General features: G+C 43.5%; 15 protein-coding genes. 6 read left to right on the forward strand and 9 right to left on the reverse strand.

Going from position 1 to position 16,545, the window contains the following annotated elements; all coding sequences use genetic code 11:
* Nucleotides 1-17: 17 nt before the first annotated feature.
* A complete protein-coding gene (locus tag HMPREF0673_RS04990) occupies nucleotides 18-776 on the reverse strand; it encodes a DUF4099 domain-containing protein (protein WP_004323420.1) in 759 nt (252 codons plus the stop codon).
* A gap of 221 nt (nucleotides 777-997) precedes the next feature.
* Here HMPREF0673_RS04990 and HMPREF0673_RS04995 point away from each other — a divergent pair, with 221 nt between their 5' ends.
* Complete coding sequence (locus HMPREF0673_RS04995) at nucleotides 998-1,657, forward strand: M23 family metallopeptidase (RefSeq protein ID WP_004323419.1); 660 nt, start codon at nucleotides 998-1,000, stop codon at nucleotides 1,655-1,657.
* 32 nt (nucleotides 1,658-1,689) lie between these two features.
* Here HMPREF0673_RS04995 and HMPREF0673_RS05000 read toward each other — a convergent pair whose 3' ends face one another.
* Nucleotides 1,690-2,526: a phosphoribosyltransferase family protein gene (locus HMPREF0673_RS05000; protein ID WP_004308677.1), complete on the reverse strand. Its 837-nt coding sequence runs from the start codon at nucleotides 2,524-2,526 to the stop codon at nucleotides 1,690-1,692.
* Nucleotides 2,527-3,522: 996 nt separating this feature from the next.
* Between HMPREF0673_RS05000 and HMPREF0673_RS05005 the strand changes: the two genes are divergently transcribed.
* Both HMPREF0673_RS05005 and HMPREF0673_RS05010 read left to right on the forward strand, forming a co-directional pair.
* Nucleotides 3,523-4,089 carry a type I phosphoribosyltransferase gene (locus HMPREF0673_RS05005; RefSeq protein ID WP_004323418.1) on the forward strand — a complete coding sequence of 189 codons (567 nt, stop codon included), beginning with the start codon at nucleotides 3,523-3,525 and terminating at the stop codon, nucleotides 4,087-4,089.
* Between the two features lies 1 nt (nucleotide 4,090).
* Complete coding sequence (locus HMPREF0673_RS05010; protein ID WP_007898915.1) at nucleotides 4,091-4,594, forward strand: SLOG family protein; 504 nt, start codon at nucleotides 4,091-4,093, stop codon at nucleotides 4,592-4,594.
* Between the two features lie 341 nt (nucleotides 4,595-4,935).
* Here HMPREF0673_RS05010 and HMPREF0673_RS05015 read toward each other — a convergent pair whose 3' ends face one another.
* Nucleotides 4,936-5,421, reverse strand: coding sequence for a dihydrofolate reductase family protein (locus HMPREF0673_RS05015; protein WP_004308674.1), 486 nt, complete (start codon nucleotides 5,419-5,421; stop codon nucleotides 4,936-4,938).
* A gap of 179 nt (nucleotides 5,422-5,600) precedes the next feature.
* Nucleotides 5,601-5,801: a hypothetical protein gene (locus HMPREF0673_RS05020; protein WP_007898922.1), complete on the reverse strand. Its 201-nt coding sequence runs from the start codon at nucleotides 5,799-5,801 to the stop codon at nucleotides 5,601-5,603.
* Between the two features lie 475 nt (nucleotides 5,802-6,276).
* Between HMPREF0673_RS05020 and HMPREF0673_RS05030 the strand changes: the two genes are divergently transcribed.
* Both HMPREF0673_RS05030 and HMPREF0673_RS05035 read left to right on the forward strand, forming a co-directional pair.
* A complete protein-coding gene (locus tag HMPREF0673_RS05030; RefSeq protein WP_007898927.1) occupies nucleotides 6,277-6,498 on the forward strand; it encodes a DUF7688 family protein in 222 nt (73 codons plus the stop codon).
* Nucleotides 6,499-6,510: 12 nt separating this feature from the next.
* Entirely contained in the window at nucleotides 6,511-7,083 is a 573-nt protein-coding gene (locus tag HMPREF0673_RS05035; protein WP_007218123.1) for a hypothetical protein, read from the forward strand.
* A 139-nt stretch (nucleotides 7,084-7,222) separates the two neighbouring features.
* On the opposite strand, the gene HMPREF0673_RS15045 is transcribed toward HMPREF0673_RS05035, so the two are convergent.
* The 3 genes from HMPREF0673_RS15045 to HMPREF0673_RS05045 are packed head-to-tail and all read right to left on the reverse strand — an operon-like array spanning nucleotide 7,223 to nucleotide 8,644.
* Nucleotides 7,223-7,576: a hypothetical protein gene (locus HMPREF0673_RS15045; protein WP_004323416.1), complete on the reverse strand. Its 354-nt coding sequence runs from the start codon at nucleotides 7,574-7,576 to the stop codon at nucleotides 7,223-7,225.
* Between the two features lie 19 nt (nucleotides 7,577-7,595).
* Complete coding sequence (locus HMPREF0673_RS05040) at nucleotides 7,596-8,081, reverse strand: hypothetical protein (protein WP_007898928.1); 486 nt, start codon at nucleotides 8,079-8,081, stop codon at nucleotides 7,596-7,598.
* Between the two features lie 5 nt (nucleotides 8,082-8,086).
* Nucleotides 8,087-8,644, reverse strand: a complete 558-nt coding sequence (locus HMPREF0673_RS05045; RefSeq protein WP_004308669.1) for a Panacea domain-containing protein — start codon at nucleotides 8,642-8,644, stop codon at nucleotides 8,087-8,089.
* A 538-nt stretch (nucleotides 8,645-9,182) separates the two neighbouring features.
* Here HMPREF0673_RS05045 and HMPREF0673_RS05050 point away from each other — a divergent pair.
* Nucleotides 9,183-14,162, forward strand: a complete 4,980-nt coding sequence (locus HMPREF0673_RS05050) for an N-6 DNA methylase (protein ID WP_007898933.1) — start codon at nucleotides 9,183-9,185, stop codon at nucleotides 14,160-14,162.
* 241 nt (nucleotides 14,163-14,403) lie between these two features.
* Here HMPREF0673_RS05050 and HMPREF0673_RS05055 read toward each other — a convergent pair whose 3' ends face one another.
* Nucleotides 14,404-16,293, reverse strand: a complete 1,890-nt coding sequence (locus HMPREF0673_RS05055; protein ID WP_007898935.1) for a P-loop NTPase fold protein — start codon at nucleotides 16,291-16,293, stop codon at nucleotides 14,404-14,406.
* A 10-nt stretch (nucleotides 16,294-16,303) separates the two neighbouring features.
* Nucleotides 16,304-16,545: hypothetical protein (locus tag HMPREF0673_RS14685; RefSeq protein ID WP_245544230.1), on the reverse strand; the 242-nt coding region annotated here is incomplete at its 5' end.

The following is a 16,545-nucleotide window of genomic DNA, read 5'->3' on the forward strand; positions in this document are numbered from 1 at the left end:
CTTATATTAAATAGGTCTTATTTGTGAATACCTGCCGCTCGGTTACGCTCACCGCTTTTCTTCTGTTCGTTCCACAGTTCTTCGGTGTATTCCTCCTCTGGAACGTAGTCGAGATTGCCGTCATCATCCATCACCCAGCAACCGTAGCAACCGAAGGTGTACTTATCCCATTCACGCTTGGGTTGCTCTTTCCATTTCTGCGCGTCACCTGCGCAGAAACGGATGCCCGTCTTGTTGTGAAGGTCGATGCCTACCGTGACAGGTTCGCCATCCACTGCCACCGTCAGAGGCTCACCATGCTGCATTCCGTTAACTTCTACTGTACCTAAGTACATTACCTCTGCCAGCACTTTCAGGTTACGGGCGATGATGGGTGTCGGAACATACATCACCTGTTTTGTTTCCTCGTCGATTTGCACGAAAGCTTTACTGCGTCGTCCGTCCGCCATAGCCACGTCTGCAATGATGGATTTGCCGTCAAGCAACTGTTTTTGCTGCTCCTCGTTGTAGCATTCCAGTGGTGACGACTTCAGTGTGGGATAAAAAACCACATCCACCTCGCCGCTATCCATACGGATAAAGGCAAACCGACTGCGACTCTCGATTACTTCGCCATTCTCGTTAGTGACACGCATGGGCAGTACCGGCGAGTAGCCGCCTTTCCCGATTTCTTTCAGGATACACAGGGGCAAATCTTCAATCATTTCTTGGGTAAGCCCAAAGCGGGCCAATGTCGGATAAGGCAGTTCGTTGAACTCAAATTGTTCTTTTTTCATATTCTGAACGATGTTATAAAATTATACTCAGCAAATATAGAGCGATTTCTTATCTGATGACTAAAACATTTCTTTATAAGTGATTATAAAGTGGTATTTTTAATGTTTTGAATATGATTTTTCGCAAATAATCATATTCAAAATTGATTAAATAGTTATATTTGGAGAGAAAACAGTCGGCAATGGACAGACCATAAGAAGAGCGTGCTAACTTTGCTGCCATGAGAAAGATTTTATTATTGATGATGACGGGTGTCTCATTATGTATCACGCCAGCCAAAGCACAATTCAATACCGTTGCCGTTACCCCAACACGCTACAAGATGGAGGTATTGGATATGGGGTTAGACCAAGCGGAACCGGCATCCGAAAGCGAGATTTCCGTACAGGAAGTTTCAACAGGTATCCCGGTATCCGCAGATATGGATAAGAAAAAGTGGATGGATCGTTACTTGAGTGTAAGTTACCCGTTACGTTATATCAAGGTCACTTCGCCTTATGGCTACCGTAAGGACCCGTTTACGGGAAAGAGTAAATTTCATGGCGGACTGGACTTGCGCGCACGTGGCGACAAGGTGATGGCCATGATGGAGGGTGTGGTCGTGAAGGTCGGACAGGACAAGACTTCCGGCAAGTATGTAACCTTGCGGCATGGTAGGTACACCGTCAGTTATTGTCATCTCTCTAAAATTCTTATCGTCAAAGGGGCAATAGTTCATCCTCGTGATGTGGTTGGCATTACCGGCTCCACAGGACGCAGCACCGGCGAACACCTGCATATCACCTGCAAACTCAATGGCAGGAGTATCAGCCCCTCGCTTATACTCGATTATATCCAATCCATCCGGCAGGAGTGTATATCAGCATTGGCAGGTTTGTAAAAGAGAAGTGAAAAGGGCTGAAAACGTTCCGGTTACTTTGTCATCCGTTCAATAATATGGGCAATATGGTTGCCCCAGACGTGTATTTGTACAAGGAGCATCGAAGGCATGGAGAGCGTCTTGCCATAGAAGATAGCCGCCACTACTTTGCCACCGCACCGTTCTATCTCTTCCTTGTAATCCACCACGCTTTGCCCGGTTGTCAGCACATCATCTATGATGATAATCTCTTTCCCTTTGATTTTTCCGGTAATGAGGTAGTTTCGTTCGAGGATACGCTTCTCTCCACCTTTGGCCTCATGCAGGCTTTCTCGTGCATCGCAAATATCAACGTCGTACAGTCCTGAAGTTAAATCCTGTCGGTGCTTTCCGATGTACCAGTCGAGCCGTTTGAACCGTTGACCGTATTTTATCCAGTTGCTACACGGCATGAACATTATATGGTAAGGTCTCTTTTTCAGTTGCAAGGCATTCATACACGTTTTAAAGAACTCGATTCCGTGTATATCTCCTTGTTTGAACTGGTAGATGGAATGGCAGAAAGCCCTCTGTTCATCATTGAGCAGCGCATTGTATCGTGACGGATAGTAATATCCGTAAAAGGAGATTCGGATGCCTCGTAACTTGAACGGCTTATGGGGAGAATGGCCATCAAACCGTTCGGGATGCAAGAGACAGAACATACGGCAGGCTTCCCGATGACCGGCCATTACCGCCAGACGACAGTAACGTTCACGTTCCTCGCTCTTTTCGGTCAACCGTGCGGCGGCGAATGCCGCTTCTCCTGCTTTTCGTCGCCAGTAGCCGATAATATACCACAATGCCCCAATTGTGAAAAGCAGGAGTATGAACAATAGTCTTGCATTCATCGTATTTTTATTTGAATGAAGCAGCCCGTTTCAATCTGGTTATTTACAACATTACGGTGTATTTCGACATAATCGGATATGGGGGTTATGGCTTCATTACTTATATCAAATTCGTTTTCACTCACTTGCAAAGTTAGCAAAATCGTGGCACTAATCTAAAATAGCACCGATAATTTATAAGCCATATCACTTTTATATCATAAAGTCTTACCCATACAATTTCCTCTTTTAATTGTACATGCTCAACTTTTATAGAAGATGTTCGCCCTGACCGGTACACGGCAAATGGCATACAAGTCTGCTATATGCTGTGTACCAGTCTTTGGGATAAAGCAAGGACGATGGCATATTTGCCACAAGTGTCAATCAAGCCAATCTGTTGTCCTTGCAGCGACCTCTGCTATCTGTTCTTTTGTAACCGGCAATGCCGTCTGTTTGTTTTTATAGCTTCGCCCCACACCATCAGCGGAGCGTCACAGGACTTGTCCGCAAGAGACATTCACTCACCTTATGGCAGCAGAGCTGCTATGGGGTGAGTGAAAGACTCTTTACGGAAGCCAAACATGAAAAGACCGTACACCTCGGTCACAAACTGCCAAGGTTTACGCTTCGCCAGATTTGAGACTAAGTTGTATGGTCACTTCATCGGGAAGTTTGGACCGGCAAGCCACAGACGTTCCACTGCCCACCCATTCCTTTTATAAATCTTGCACCTATTCTACATGTCTATATGACAACCGCCTGTAGTAAGAAAGCATATTCTGTTTGTCGGTTAGCTCTGCTGTAGTCATATTTTCCGCAAAGTAAGCCGCCTTTTACCAAACATCAAATCGCCACTATCGCTGGAACGAAAAATCTTCCTCTGACACGTCAGAGCGTATTTCTTGTCCCCGTTTTGTCTTATCGGTATTCTTGGGCGGCAGTTGATGGCAGAAAATATCCCTCAGCAGGCTGAACAGCCTTCAAAAAGAGGGAAAAAGAAAAATTATCAGAGTTATGGCAAAGACGATAGACATAGAACTTCAAAAACAGTTGGACAAGCCACAGGCATGGTTCTGTAAGTATTTTCCTGCACGCATACGCAATGTGAGTGAGCGTGAGATAGCAGACCGCAAGTTAGTCTTTGATTTCAAGGATGGACGGGCATACGAAGAGGTTGCTCAACGCACGGCAGCCAACATGACCGAACGTTATGGAACATCATGTACTAACATTGTATTTTCTCCCGTACCGGCATCCACCGATAAGAAGAACGAGATACGTTACAAAGCATTCTGCCAAAGAGTATGCGAACTGACGGGAGCTATCAATGGTTATGACCATGTATCAGTGAGTGGTGAGAGGCTAACCATTCACGAAAACCGTAAGGCAGAGAAAGAAGTCCGTAAGGTAAACGTCATTGAGTTTGATTCGGCCTTTTTCAACGGCAGGTCTGTGGTAGTCTTTGATGATGTGATAACCAAAGGGCTGAGTTATGCTACCTATGCCAATCAGCTTGAAAGCCTTGGTGCTAATGTACTCGGAGGTATATTCCTCGCAAGAACCCATTACAAAGTGAAATAATATGACCCAGACAAAGTATGATAAGGCAGTGTCCGTTTGCTTCAGTGGACACCGCAATATTCCATTCCTATACAGGAAGCAACTGAAGCTGCAATTAAAGGCAGCGATAACCAAGGCATACGCTGGAGGTTATCGTCATTTTTACTGTGGTTGTGCCATGGGGTTTGATATGCTGGCGGCAGAAGTTGCTCTTGCGTTGCAGTCCGAATTGTCAGGTCTGCAAGTTATTGCCGTAGTACCGTATCGCGGACAATCCGAGCGGTGGAACGATGCGATGAAAGCCCGGTATGATACTATTCTCTGTAACTCGGATGATGTTATCATCCTGAGCGAACACTACTACTATGGCTGTTTGCTTCGACGCAACGACTATATGGTTTTTCAAAGTTCGTCTCTTATTGCCTGGTATGACGGCAAACCCAAGGGTGGTACGTTTTATACTTATCGTAAGGCTACAGCGAATGGACTAAAAGTTCTAAATCTCTATGGCAGCTCAATCGTATAACAGCCATCTTGTTTTCGCATATTCCGAGCCGTAGCGGTGACTCCTTTGCCATTCATGTAAAGGCTGTTTTGTCAGCCATAGCGTGATATGGCAAAGTACGCTATTAGTTCTGATGTATTGCCCGGCTTTACCTATGTGCCGGTTTAGTTGGTGTTGCTGTATTTTTATATCTTCGGAGGCTCCATCCTCCTTATATCTTTCTCTACCTTTTTTAGTATTCGGCTTAAAAAGTAATATACTTGCCTTACTTTTCGCCTATTTAGCATGTTTAAGGCACGTCTTTTTATAAATAAGTGCAGCAATTGGTTGCTGCACTTTTGCTATAATATCTATTTGTCATATTAGACCTTCCCGTACACCGTCCTCATTTTTCCGTCCACCAGCACCTTATTTGACCGCACAATCCAAGCTCTGCCGTCATTCAATCCGCATTCCAATGCCTTTTCGCCGCCGCCGATTAGTACCGGAACGGTTGTCACTGTGATTTCGTCCGCCAGCCCGTTATCCAAGAGTAAAGCCCCGATTTCCTCACCGTAAGCCACCACCATACCGTCGCCGTCTTCCTTCATCTGTCTCAGTTCTGCCACTGCATCTCCTTGGATGAACTTCACTCGTTCATTCTCCGTCAGGTCGATGCCGCCGTTCGTCACAACCAAAGTCTCTTTCGCCGTAATCGGCCAACCCAAATGGTTCATATAAATACGCAGGTAAGTTTCTTCGTCAATCAGCACACAACTGGAGGCATCCACAGCCGCATCAAAATGCTTGTCCGAAGGAGCCGGACAACCGTCGATGGACTGATACACGTGCAAGGAAATCTGTTTCATATTCAATGTGTTTTTAAGAATTATGTCCACCTTGCACCCTAAAGAACAGCATGAACCTACGCTATTCCGGAATAGAGGTACTGCCATACCTAAAAGGCAGATAAGCAAACCCTTGCTGTATAAACATACAGTATGAATATTTTGCTATACATCTTGTCTTTTTGATAAGTGTCAGTTTTCTATTCCAAGACGTTCAGTGAACGTATAATATGTATATCAATCTCCGCCTGTTTCCAAGCCGAGTATGAATCTTCCATGTCACGACAATGACCGTACCCGAAAGTACCGTCTGCTGTCTTCATTTTGACAAAGATAACGAAAAATTGGCGGATAAGCAAACAAAAAACATTGTTTTTCTGGTTGCCTGTTCCGAACTGCATTCTGCCTTATCAAAAAGACTTACTCATTCCCTATGATTTAATACAGTCGTCATTCTGCAATTATCAAGAGATGGGCCAATCCATCCGATTCCACCTCCCTTTATAGTTCACCTTTCTCCGATATAGTACGGGCAATCCGTTCCGGTTGTCCGTTACCCTGTTTTAACACCCCTGTTTTACAGTTTTATTCATCCCTTTCTATTTGATTGTCATTTATTATCGTTTTGCTGCTGCCGTGCGACCTCTCGTGGACTTATTTTCCCGCAAAGGTAATAGGCTGCTCCAATCTTGCCAATGCCGGCGTTCCGCTGCGAGTGAGCCGTAAAAATCTTCCTCTCCGTCTGTCGAGCGTATTTTTCCGCATCAGCCTTGTCAGATTGTTTCCGCCACCTTTTGGAGGCAGAAAAATAAATCCCAAAGGTCGCAAACAGGTTGAACAAAGGGAAATAGTAACAATAAAAACAAAAATAACATTATGAAAACAGAGATTAGGCAGAATGGCAAAGTGATACTATCGAGTACAGACGATATATCCATTCCGATGATTTTCAAAAACTTATGTGGTAAGAACTTTTCTGGAAACGACTATCAAAACTATCTCAAAACAGTTTGTCAGGATATTGGTGTTACGATGGGGGCGATTGAGTATTATGCCGACAACGTTTTGATTGAGAAAGCAACTATTCCTGAATTTTAAAAACTATATACAATGAAAAGGAAAGAGAAAGCAGCAGTAGATGAATTTGTCGCCCTTGTAGGAGGCAAGACATGGGAGCCTGTACGACATAAATGTATGGGTAAATGGAGTGGTATGACCGATTACGGTTTTGTCATAGACGGACGGATAACGCTCTTTGTTTCCAATAGTATGGCATACTTTAAGAAACGGATTCGTGAGTGGATTAAGTCGATACATACTTTTGAAGCGAAGAAAGATTGCTACCTTCGCTTGCTACGTGAACAAATTGAAAAGGACAACGACAAGGCAAAGGACGAAAAGTTAAATCCTGTCAGACTGATAGACATTGGCATCTTATCCCCCGAAAGCAATAGCCCGTTTGATTTTTTTACCCCTTATGTGTTAGTCGAAATAAACGGCAGGCGGTTCAAGCATCAAACAGCGGAGTTAAGTTGCGCTATTATGGTGGATAGTTTGGCAGGATACCTTGAAGAATGCAACTGCAAGGATATATACACGGCAAGGGCAGTGCGTACACCTGACTACATTTTTTGCGGTGTGCGGTTTGACTCCCGTGATAATATGTATAAGATTGGAAAGTAGAGATTAATGATGTCTGAAGAAGTTGTCACTTACAACGATAACTCCAGTCGTTTTAAAGGACGGCATCAGCATTTGACCTACTAAATACATAAGTTCCCAATTTACGATTGGAGACTTATGTATTTTTCTGTATGGAAAACTAATCAAATAATCGCTGACTTATCATCCAGTCATTAAGCACGTCCGGATCTACACGATTTGTAAGATTCACATTTTTACTCAAACAACCGATTTTCTCACCTCTTAAATAAATAACTGGTGGGGTTAATGTATTCGGATTGTATGGACTTAACGATGAACTGGGACTTCCATATATGGAATACCGATTCTTGAAAGATATACTTGAAAAGTGACTACCGTATATATTCTCGTTGTTGGATATGGAATCAGGAGTAGATGTGTTCAACGACAATCTGCCTAAATACAAACCGTCATTTGCCAATAGAAACGATTCTTTCCTTGAAATTCTGGTATCTAAACCTATTCTATCCATTCCCTATGATTTAACGCCATTATTTAATAATGCCATAACGTCTTTTAGTTGCATTATCGAACACCTCTGTCTCTCTTAGAAACTGCATTACCCGTTCCCTGTCTTCGGAAATCAGGCAACCTTTCAGTTTACCGTTCTTTTCCGTGATTTTTAATTTTGAAAGTTCGAATATATCGGAACAATCCAGCCAACTGTCATAGTCCAGAATATCACGATAGTTCCGAACCATCAAAGGATATTGGCAGTCCAGTAGCTCTTCCGACCTCTTGGAAGAATCTATTTCCGAATTTATCAGTAAGGCACCGATAGCGACACCTTCCGGAGTAAAGCCGATAATAACAATATATTTATTACGGTCTTTATATCCGTCTTTTAGTATCAGTCCGTCCTCTTCGTCCAAGGGGACATAAATAATGTCACCAATTTTGACTGATGACATCTCTACTTGCTCAGCTTTGGCCATTATAGCTTTCAGCTTTTCCAATGCACCGGTTTTGTCGTCCATTTGATTTAAGATAAAGCGTTCTTGACAATCTGCTTTTCTCGGATATAATCTACCATGTCCTTGGTAGCTTTTCCTGCCCGGGCTATATCTATAATGGTAATGAAGTTTTTTTGAGGATCATCCTGAATGCGTGTCATCGCTTCTTCCCATGCCGAGTCATGCGACAAATCGGACAAGTCATAAGGGTCTGTATCCTTATATTTAGCGATAGCAGCGTCAAGACAACGTTTGTTGGCACCTGATATATAGTCCATATCGGGTACGGCAGAAGTATATACCTTCTTGTCACGAACCTCTATGTCTGAAAGGAACTCGTCAAAATTCCCATCCAAGGGTTTGCCTTCTGCAATTTGCAGTGCCTTGTAGGTATAGGCTGGCACCGGGCCATGCTTCAATGCTCTGAAAGAGTCTTCGACAATCACTTTGCCATATTTGACAAGATGGTCCTGTTGGGCAAAATAAAGTATTTTAAATAACTTTATATAGTCCACTCCTTGAGTGAAACTCTGCATGATGTAGAGTACCACTGCTCTTATTTTAGCAATCTGTATAGCTGTTTTCATTTCAAAAAAATCTATGCGATTACAAAGATACAACTAATTTGCTGAATAATACGCTCATGATACAAAAAAAATAGTCCGTTGCATTTTTTTACGACATTTAATATAGTCGTCATTCTGAGAGTAATAGTCTGCAATTATCAAGAGATGGGCCAATCCACCCGATTCCACCTCCCTTTATAGTTCACCTTCCTCCGATTATAGTACGGGCAATCCGTTCCGATTGTCCGTTACCCTGTTTTAACACCCCTGTTTTACAGTTTTATTCATCCCTTTCTATTTGATTGTCATTTATTATCGTTTTGCTGCTGCCGTGCGACCTCTCGTGGACTTATTTTCCCGCAAAGGTAATAGGCTGCTCCAATCTTGCCAATGCCGGCGTTCCGCTGCGAGTGAGCCGTAAAAATCTTCCTCTCCGTCTGTCGAGCGTATTTTTCCGCATCAGCCTTGTCAGATTGTTTCCGCCACCTTTTGGAGGCAGAAAATAAATCCCAAAGGTCGCAAACAGGCCGAAAAAAGGGAAAAAAAGAAAGGTTAAATTATGAGTTACAACAAATTGAAATCATTGGTAGCGAACGTGGAAGCCATAGAAACGGCAATGAAAATCCAAGTTCAAGGCAGGCAGGCCACTGCGGAAGAAAAAGAAATTTTATCCCGATATTCTGGTTTCGGGGGTATCAAAGAAGTGTTGAATATAGGTACGGACAAGCCCATAGGTGGTGATATGCAAGAACCGATACAAAGATTGCAGGAGTTAATCAATGCTTACCCTCATTTCACAGAACCCATGCGACACAATGTCATAGAGGGTATCAAAGCATCTGTACTGACAGCATTTTACACTCCTAAATTCCTTGTTGATGCAGTGGTGCGGCAGATACACGCCACGTTCAGCGAAAACGGCCTCAAAATGCGTTCATTTCTCGAACCGAGTGCAGGTATAGGCGGTTTTCTGCCCATAGCCATGTCCGGCACGTATGACTATGCCATTGAGAAAGATCTCATTTCGGGGATGATACTTTCCCTGCTCCATGAGAACACGCTAACACGGACGGCTGCATTTGAAACCATTGGAGAACAAGGTTTTGAGCATACAACTTTCGATGTCATAGCCTCCAACATCCCGTTTGGCAATTTCCGGGTATTCGATGCGGAGCTGTGGAAGAAAGGCGGTATGTACGAACAGGCCACCAAGACCATACACAACTACTTTTTTGTCAAAGCGATGGAGTTGTTGAATGAGGGTGGATTATTGGCTTTCATCACATCGAGGGGCATAGCCGACACGCCCGGTAACAAGTTCGTGCGTGAATATCTTGTAAATCATGCAGACCTGATAAGTGCAATCCGTCTGCCCGATATGCTTTTCATGCAGACAAGCGGTATAGAGGTAGGCAGTGACCTGCTGATATTCCAAAAGCACACGCACAAGACGGTACTCTCACAACGGGAACAACTGTTTTTACAAGTAGGCAGGGAAAAGGCGGACGCCATAGGCACAATGACCGAATACGCCAACAAATTGTTTACCATGCCGAAAACTACCCTTGCAACAGGTAGCCGCATTGTACAGAACCAATACGGAAAATATGTGCGCAAATACCAATGGCAGGGAAATGAAAATGCCATGTCGCAATATCTCGCCGCACTGCTGAAACTCGACTTTGGTCGATATTTCCGCAAAAGTCTTTTCACAGGGAACGGACAGGGCAGCGAACATATGCAAATGTCCCTTTTCGGGAATGTAGCGATGAAACAAGTAGAAAAAGGTAAACGAGCCTACACGGATGGGGTGGAAGCATGGATGAAAGACGGCGCAATGGTACTGTTTGAGGGCCAGGTGGGTACTATCCAATATCGAAAATCAAGTCTTTATCAAGAGGTAGCCATTGATTTTGTGCCGGTGGACGAGGGTAAGGTCAATACAGATAGGGCGAAAGATTATTTTCCTATACGCAAAGCATACTTTGAACTGTCAATCAAAGAAAGGGAAGAACAAAAAGAGGATAACGGATTGCGTAGAGAGCTGAACGCCCGATACGATGCCTTTGTTGCCAAATGGGGCTGTTTCCACGAGAACGACAACAAGGAGTTTATCATGCTTGACAGCCTCGGTGTGGAAGTCTTTACAATAGAAATGCAGCTTGGAAAAGATTTAGTCAAGTCCGACATCATGCGTGAACCTGTGGCGTTCAAGAAGATAGACCCGAACAAACGGCTGACACCGATTGAAGCGTTGGCAAGCAGCTTGAATTTCTACGGCAAGGTTGATATGGACTACCTGATGCAGTCCACGGACAGTGCCGAGGAAGAAATCATCGGCGACCTCAAAGGTGAAATATTTTACAATCCCGCTATCGGGGAGTGGGAGCATAAAGGCAAGTTCCTTTCAGGCAATGTCATAGCCAAATGCAAGGAGATAGGTTCTTACTTGTCCGAACTCACGGACAGGGAAAAAGATTGGACGGAAACTGCTGTAAGGGCTTTGGCGGATGCGACACCCGAAGCGATACCCTACGAGGAACTCGATATTAACATGGGCGAGCGTTGGATTGACACAAAGTTATACGCCGATTTTGCAACTGAACTTTTCAAGGTAGAGACAAGTGTAATGTATTTCGATGTGAACGACACCTACATGGTACGTCTGCAAAGTTACTCTCCGGTGGCTTACAACACCTATTTCGTCCGCAACTATAACGGTGAGGATTTGTTTGTTCATGCCCTGCATGATACTGTACCCGAAATTACGAAAAAGATATACCGCAATGGTGATAAGGTGCGTGTGCCGGACGAGGAAGCCATACAAGAGGCAGCCACCAAGATACAGGAGATTAGAGACCGTTTCAACTGCTGGCTTGACAGGCAGCCGATAGAGGTTCGGGACGAGCTGGTAAGGGTATATAACGAGCGTTTCAACTGCTATGTTAGGCCGCACTATGACGGTTCGGCACAAACCTTTCCGCAGCTCTCTTTCGGGCAATTTCCATACGATAGCCTCTATCCCTCACAGAAAGATGCTATCTGGATGATTAAGCAGAACGGAGGCGGTATCTGTTGGCATGAGGTAGGCACAGGCAAGACGATGATAATGTGTGTTACCGCTTACGAAATGAAACGTCTCGGACTGGTACACAAGCCGCTTATTATCGGACTGAAAGCGAATGTGCACGAAATTGCTGATACGTTCCGCAAGGCATACCCTACGGCCAAAGTTCTCTATCCGGGCAAGGAAGATTTTACCCTTGCCAACAGGCAAGAGGTCTTTTCAAAAATCAAGAACAACAACTGGGACTGCATCATACTGACCCACGACCAGTTCGCCAAGATACCGCAGTCAGAAGAGACCATGATAGATATATTCACGGAAGAGCTTGCCGATGTGGAACGTAACCTTGAATTTTTGGAGCAGTCCACCATGCGTTACCGTAGCGGAAAGATGCAGGAGGGATTAGAAAAGCGCAAACAGAACCTTGGGGCTAAATTACAAGAACTGCGTATGAAAATCAATAATCGGAAAGACGATGCTGTGGACTTCCACACAATGGGAATAGACCATATTTTTGTAGATGAGTGCCATATTTTCAAGAACTTAATGTTTCAGACACGCCATAACCGTGTGGCAGGTATCGGCAACACCAAAGGCTCTCAAAGGGCAATGAACCTCTTGTTCGCCATTCGTGACATCCAACTTCGTACAGGTCGTGACCTTGGGGCTACGTTTCTGTCGGGTACGGTGGTCGTGAACGCCCTTACCGAACTATATGTGATGTTCAAGTATTTGCGTCCGCAGGAGCTTCAACGGCAACGGATTAGCTGTTTCGATGCGTGGGCAGCCATATTCACAAAGAAAACGGCAGATTATGAGTTGAATGTGACAGGCTCGGTGAAGCGCAAAGAGCGTTTCCGTACTTACATCAAAGTATCGGAGCTGGCAATGTTCCTGCGTGAGATTACGGATTACTGTACAGCCGACATGATAAATCTTGACGTGCCTGAGAAGAACGTGCGTTTCCTCTCTTATCCCCCGACAATTGAGCAGGAGGAAATGATAGGACGCTTGGTTTCTTTTGCCGGTAGCGGCCAGTGGAAGGACTTGGGACTTGACGTTCCGCAACCCGACAATCTCGATAAGGCAAAAATGCTGGTTGCGACCAATGTAGCCCGAAAAATGGCTCTTGATATGCGCTTGTTGGGTTGCAAGTTCAAGGATGATGCCGATAACAAGGCTTCTATCTGTGCGAGGACAATCTATGACTACTATATACGCTCGAATGACAATCGGGGTACACAGTTCGTGTTCAGCGATCTTGGTACATACAAACCGAACGAGTGGAACATATATGCCGACATCAAAGAAAAGTTGGTACAACTCGGTATTCCTGCTGATGAAATACAGTTTATCCAATGCGCCACTACCGAGAGGACAAGAAAAAAGCTGTTTGAAGAAATGAACAACGGCAAGGTGCGAGTTCTTTTTGGAAGTACGACCATGTTAGGCACAGGTGTGAACGCCCAGCAAAGGGCTGTGGCAGTGCATCACCTTGAAATACCTTGGCGACCTGCTGACATGGAGCAACGAAACGGCAGGGCGGTACGCAAAGGCAACACTGTAAAGCTGTGGGGTGGCAATGTGGTAGATATTGTAATTTACGGCACGGAAAAGACCCTTGACGCCTACAAGTTCAATCTGTTGAGAAACAAGCAGATGTTTATCAATCAAATTAACAACGGCACAATCGCCGTGCGCCGTATTGACGAGGGAGGCATGGATGAGGACAGCGGTATGAACTTCGCCGAGTTCGTGGCTATTCTGTCAGGCAATAACGACTTGCTGAACAAGACGAAGCTCGACAACAAGATTATGCAGCTTGAAAAGGAACAGGCTATTTTCAAGAAAGAACGCATCCGTGCCGAGCGTAAAATAGCTGCCGGTCAGGGAGAAATCGAAAAGGCAAAGCGTACTGAGGCCGATTTCAAGAGGGATTTGGAATACATCAACTCGTATAATGGGGCAAAGGCAACCCTGCTTTTGAACTTGCCGCAAGCCAGTACCGAGGAAGTTGGCCGGGAGTTGCACCGTATCGCCAAGACCTACCGCAACGGAGCGTATGGTACAGTTGGCACGTATGCAGGGCTAAACTTGTTGGTGCATAGCGAGTATAATATGGACGGTACGTTTGACCGCAATACATTCTTTGTAGAGGGTATAAGTGGATTGAAATACCGATGCAGTCTGAGCGGTGCGCTGCCGCTTGGTTTCGTTGAGTCGGCACAATATCCGCATGGAGCATTAAGCAAATTGCCCTCTCTTATCGAGAAGCAACAAAAGGCGGTAGAGCGGATAGAAAGCGAAATTCCCACATTGCAGGACATCATTTGCCGTCAGTGGAGCAAAGCCGATGAACTGTCAAGGCTCAAACAGGAATGTAAGGAACTCCAGCACAGGATTGATGAAAGCCTGAAAGAGGCCGAACAACCGCAGGCTGCCAAACACGAAGCTATTGCCGAAGCTGCTTGACATAATCATAATTCAACCGTTCCCTCTGCATGGTCGCGATGACTGGGCAGAGGGATTTTTTTGCGCTCCGGTCTGCCGACGGCTCTACTCTTTTATGGCATTCTTTCTCCCTTTATAACCTCCCGATTCCCCGCCACCACCCATTCTCATTTATAGCTATTAATATCTTCTGTTTTTAGTCAAATAGAGATAATATTCTTTCATCGCATATCCGTTTTTTGCGATACGCCATTTTTAGCTTCTACATTGGTGGCAATGTATCACTTTTGCCTTCACACCTCCTAATAGCTTCAATCAAGGCATCTTTTAATCTTATGAAGGCAAGTTTATCCACTCCTTTTGATATACTGATTTCATTACCGACCAAATCTTTCAACTTGAGTAAACAAGGAACATCTGCCTTATATCTGTCTCCCACATCTTGTAGGTCATAGTCAAAATTATAATGATAAGCAAGAAATTGCGTAAAAGTATTTCTGCTTTTATTGCTTAGTTTGCAGATAGCATCAAAAAGAGCATTGGCATCTTCATATGCAAATATAGCACGAAGTTCGTATGTACAACTTTTATCTGGATAAGGCAATCTGTCTATGATTATAAGTTGTTCTACTGTTCCTTCAGTCAAATTACGCAGTGCTTTTTGCATTTGATCCGGCAACTCATTTATCTTTGATTTCATCTTCTGCAAGAAATAGTCCACAATATCATCCGTTATTGGGGGCTTGGAATCTGTGGTTACATAATTACATCCACTAATAAAACGCCCTCTTAGCTGATAAAGTTCCTCTAAACTGGTTTGACTATTAATTATTTCTGCTATTCTTACTTTTATTAAAGAGACATAGGCCTGTATAAAATAGAAAATGCCAATAGCGTGAAAATATGATAGATACGCAATACTATAACCAAGTTGATAAGCGTCTTTTATCTCTCTATCCAATATGGATTTTATAGTGTCCTGACAAATACTTTCAAGTTTTTGCTGCTCCATATCGAAAAAGCCGGATAACATTTCCCAAGGTTTCAATTCTTTTTGCTTATCCCTTATCTCCGTAACAATAAATTCTACAAGTGGAGCACCTGTAATAATATAGTGTATAATAGCCGTAACATACTCCGGATTTAAGACATCATAAATTAGCTCTTTGTTTAAAGAGTGATATTTTTCCCTTAGATGCTGTATCCTTTGCTTATCTTCGTTATTATCTTGGAGTAGTGAAATCCGACAATCTCTACTCCAATTACAAATTACCTCTTTGTTCTCACTATTATTATACTCTGCATACACTGCAATAAATGACCCAAGAATATTTTTAAGAAAGATATTATCCTTTTCAACCAGTTCGGGAGGAAGTTTGTTTAAGTGGCTTTTAAAATCATATAAACATTGTCTCAAAACCCGTAAGTTGTCGGATTTTGTACACTTAAAACAGGCAATAATGAAATCACGCATTTCTTTCAAATAATCGGATACCGGTACTTCGCCAAGGAAGTATTCGATGGCTTCTTCTATGTCAGGTTGTATTTCAAATTCCCTGCCTATGGTCTTTTCCTTAAACTCATCCCATACAGCCTTGGGAAGTTCTTCAAGGTGGTTCTCATCTCCAATTACGACAACATGACAATTACAATGCTCTACAAAATAGTTGATAAAGCCTAACAATTCCTTCATCTCTATCAGGCACCTTTCGATGTCATTGAATATCAGGAACTTTACACCTTTTATACTGTCGTCTTTCACTTGTAGTAACGACAACGAATCCAGTGTTGCGGAAAATGAACCATCCTCTTTAGAGTCTTCATTAAAATCCATACTCGTCTTGAAGACTACCTTACCGGCTAATTTCAAAACTCCCTTTATGAAACGCCCCGTTTTCGAATAGAAGAAAGGATTTAATTCCCTATCTATAGCGGTCTTGATGTCATTCACGCTATCCATTCCATAGGTCGAAATGTAGATGGGCTTTAGCGTAATTTCCCCGTCGGTATCTGCGGTTCCATCAAACCTCTTCTTCCATTCTTTTATAAGATGAGTTTTGCCACATCCCCATTTTCCTTTCAGCATCACGGCATACTGAGGATTGGTATTATCAGCATAGCTGTTTAAAAAATCAAGAATCAAAGTATTCATACCTTTGTTATTAACATAATTCTATTTTAACTCCATTGAAAAACAAAAATGTAGCAATAAGAACATTAAATATTGAAATAGTAAACGACGCTGCAAATCCATTATCGCCACATCCACAATGAACAAAGTTAGTGATATTTCTTAATACAATAATATCCAAACAACTAAATTTCATGTTTCTTCTTTGAAAGATCCAATAAAGGCTTGCAGGAATCGTCAGTCTTACCATTGATTGCTTAAATATGCGTCTCC

Origin of the sequence: Leyella stercorea DSM 18206, assembly GCF_000235885.1 — a bacterium.
In the GTDB taxonomy this organism is placed as follows: Bacteria; Bacteroidota; Bacteroidia; order Bacteroidales; family Bacteroidaceae; genus Prevotella; species Prevotella stercorea.

Bases quoted from the DNA above. Each gene is read 5' to 3' on its own strand.
- HMPREF0673_RS04990 (WP_004323420.1), bottom strand. From the start codon at position 776: ATGAAAAAAGAACAATTTGAGTTCAACGAACTGCCTTATCCGACATTG.
- HMPREF0673_RS04995 (WP_004323419.1), top strand. From the start codon at position 998: ATGAGAAAGATTTTATTATTGATGATGACGGGTGTCTCATTATGTATC.
- HMPREF0673_RS05000 (WP_004308677.1), bottom strand. From the start codon at position 2,526: ATGAATGCAAGACTATTGTTCATACTCCTGCTTTTCACAATTGGGGCA.
- HMPREF0673_RS05005 (WP_004323418.1), top strand. From the start codon at position 3,523: ATGGCAAAGACGATAGACATAGAACTTCAAAAACAGTTGGACAAGCCA.
- HMPREF0673_RS05010 (WP_007898915.1), top strand. From the start codon at position 4,091: ATGACCCAGACAAAGTATGATAAGGCAGTGTCCGTTTGCTTCAGTGGA.
- HMPREF0673_RS05015 (WP_004308674.1), bottom strand. From the start codon at position 5,421: ATGAAACAGATTTCCTTGCACGTGTATCAGTCCATCGACGGTTGTCCG.
- HMPREF0673_RS05020 (WP_007898922.1), bottom strand. From the start codon at position 5,801: ATGCAGTTCGGAACAGGCAACCAGAAAAACAATGTTTTTTGTTTGCTT.
- HMPREF0673_RS05030 (WP_007898927.1), top strand. From the start codon at position 6,277: ATGAAAACAGAGATTAGGCAGAATGGCAAAGTGATACTATCGAGTACA.
- HMPREF0673_RS05035 (WP_007218123.1), top strand. From the start codon at position 6,511: ATGAAAAGGAAAGAGAAAGCAGCAGTAGATGAATTTGTCGCCCTTGTA.
- HMPREF0673_RS15045 (WP_004323416.1), bottom strand. From the start codon at position 7,576: ATGGATAGAATAGGTTTAGATACCAGAATTTCAAGGAAAGAATCGTTT.
- HMPREF0673_RS05040 (WP_007898928.1), bottom strand. From the start codon at position 8,081: ATGGACGACAAAACCGGTGCATTGGAAAAGCTGAAAGCTATAATGGCC.
- HMPREF0673_RS05045 (WP_004308669.1), bottom strand. From the start codon at position 8,644: ATGAAAACAGCTATACAGATTGCTAAAATAAGAGCAGTGGTACTCTAC.
- HMPREF0673_RS05050 (WP_007898933.1), top strand. From the start codon at position 9,183: ATGAGTTACAACAAATTGAAATCATTGGTAGCGAACGTGGAAGCCATA.
- HMPREF0673_RS05055 (WP_007898935.1), bottom strand. From the start codon at position 16,293: ATGAATACTTTGATTCTTGATTTTTTAAACAGCTATGCTGATAATACC.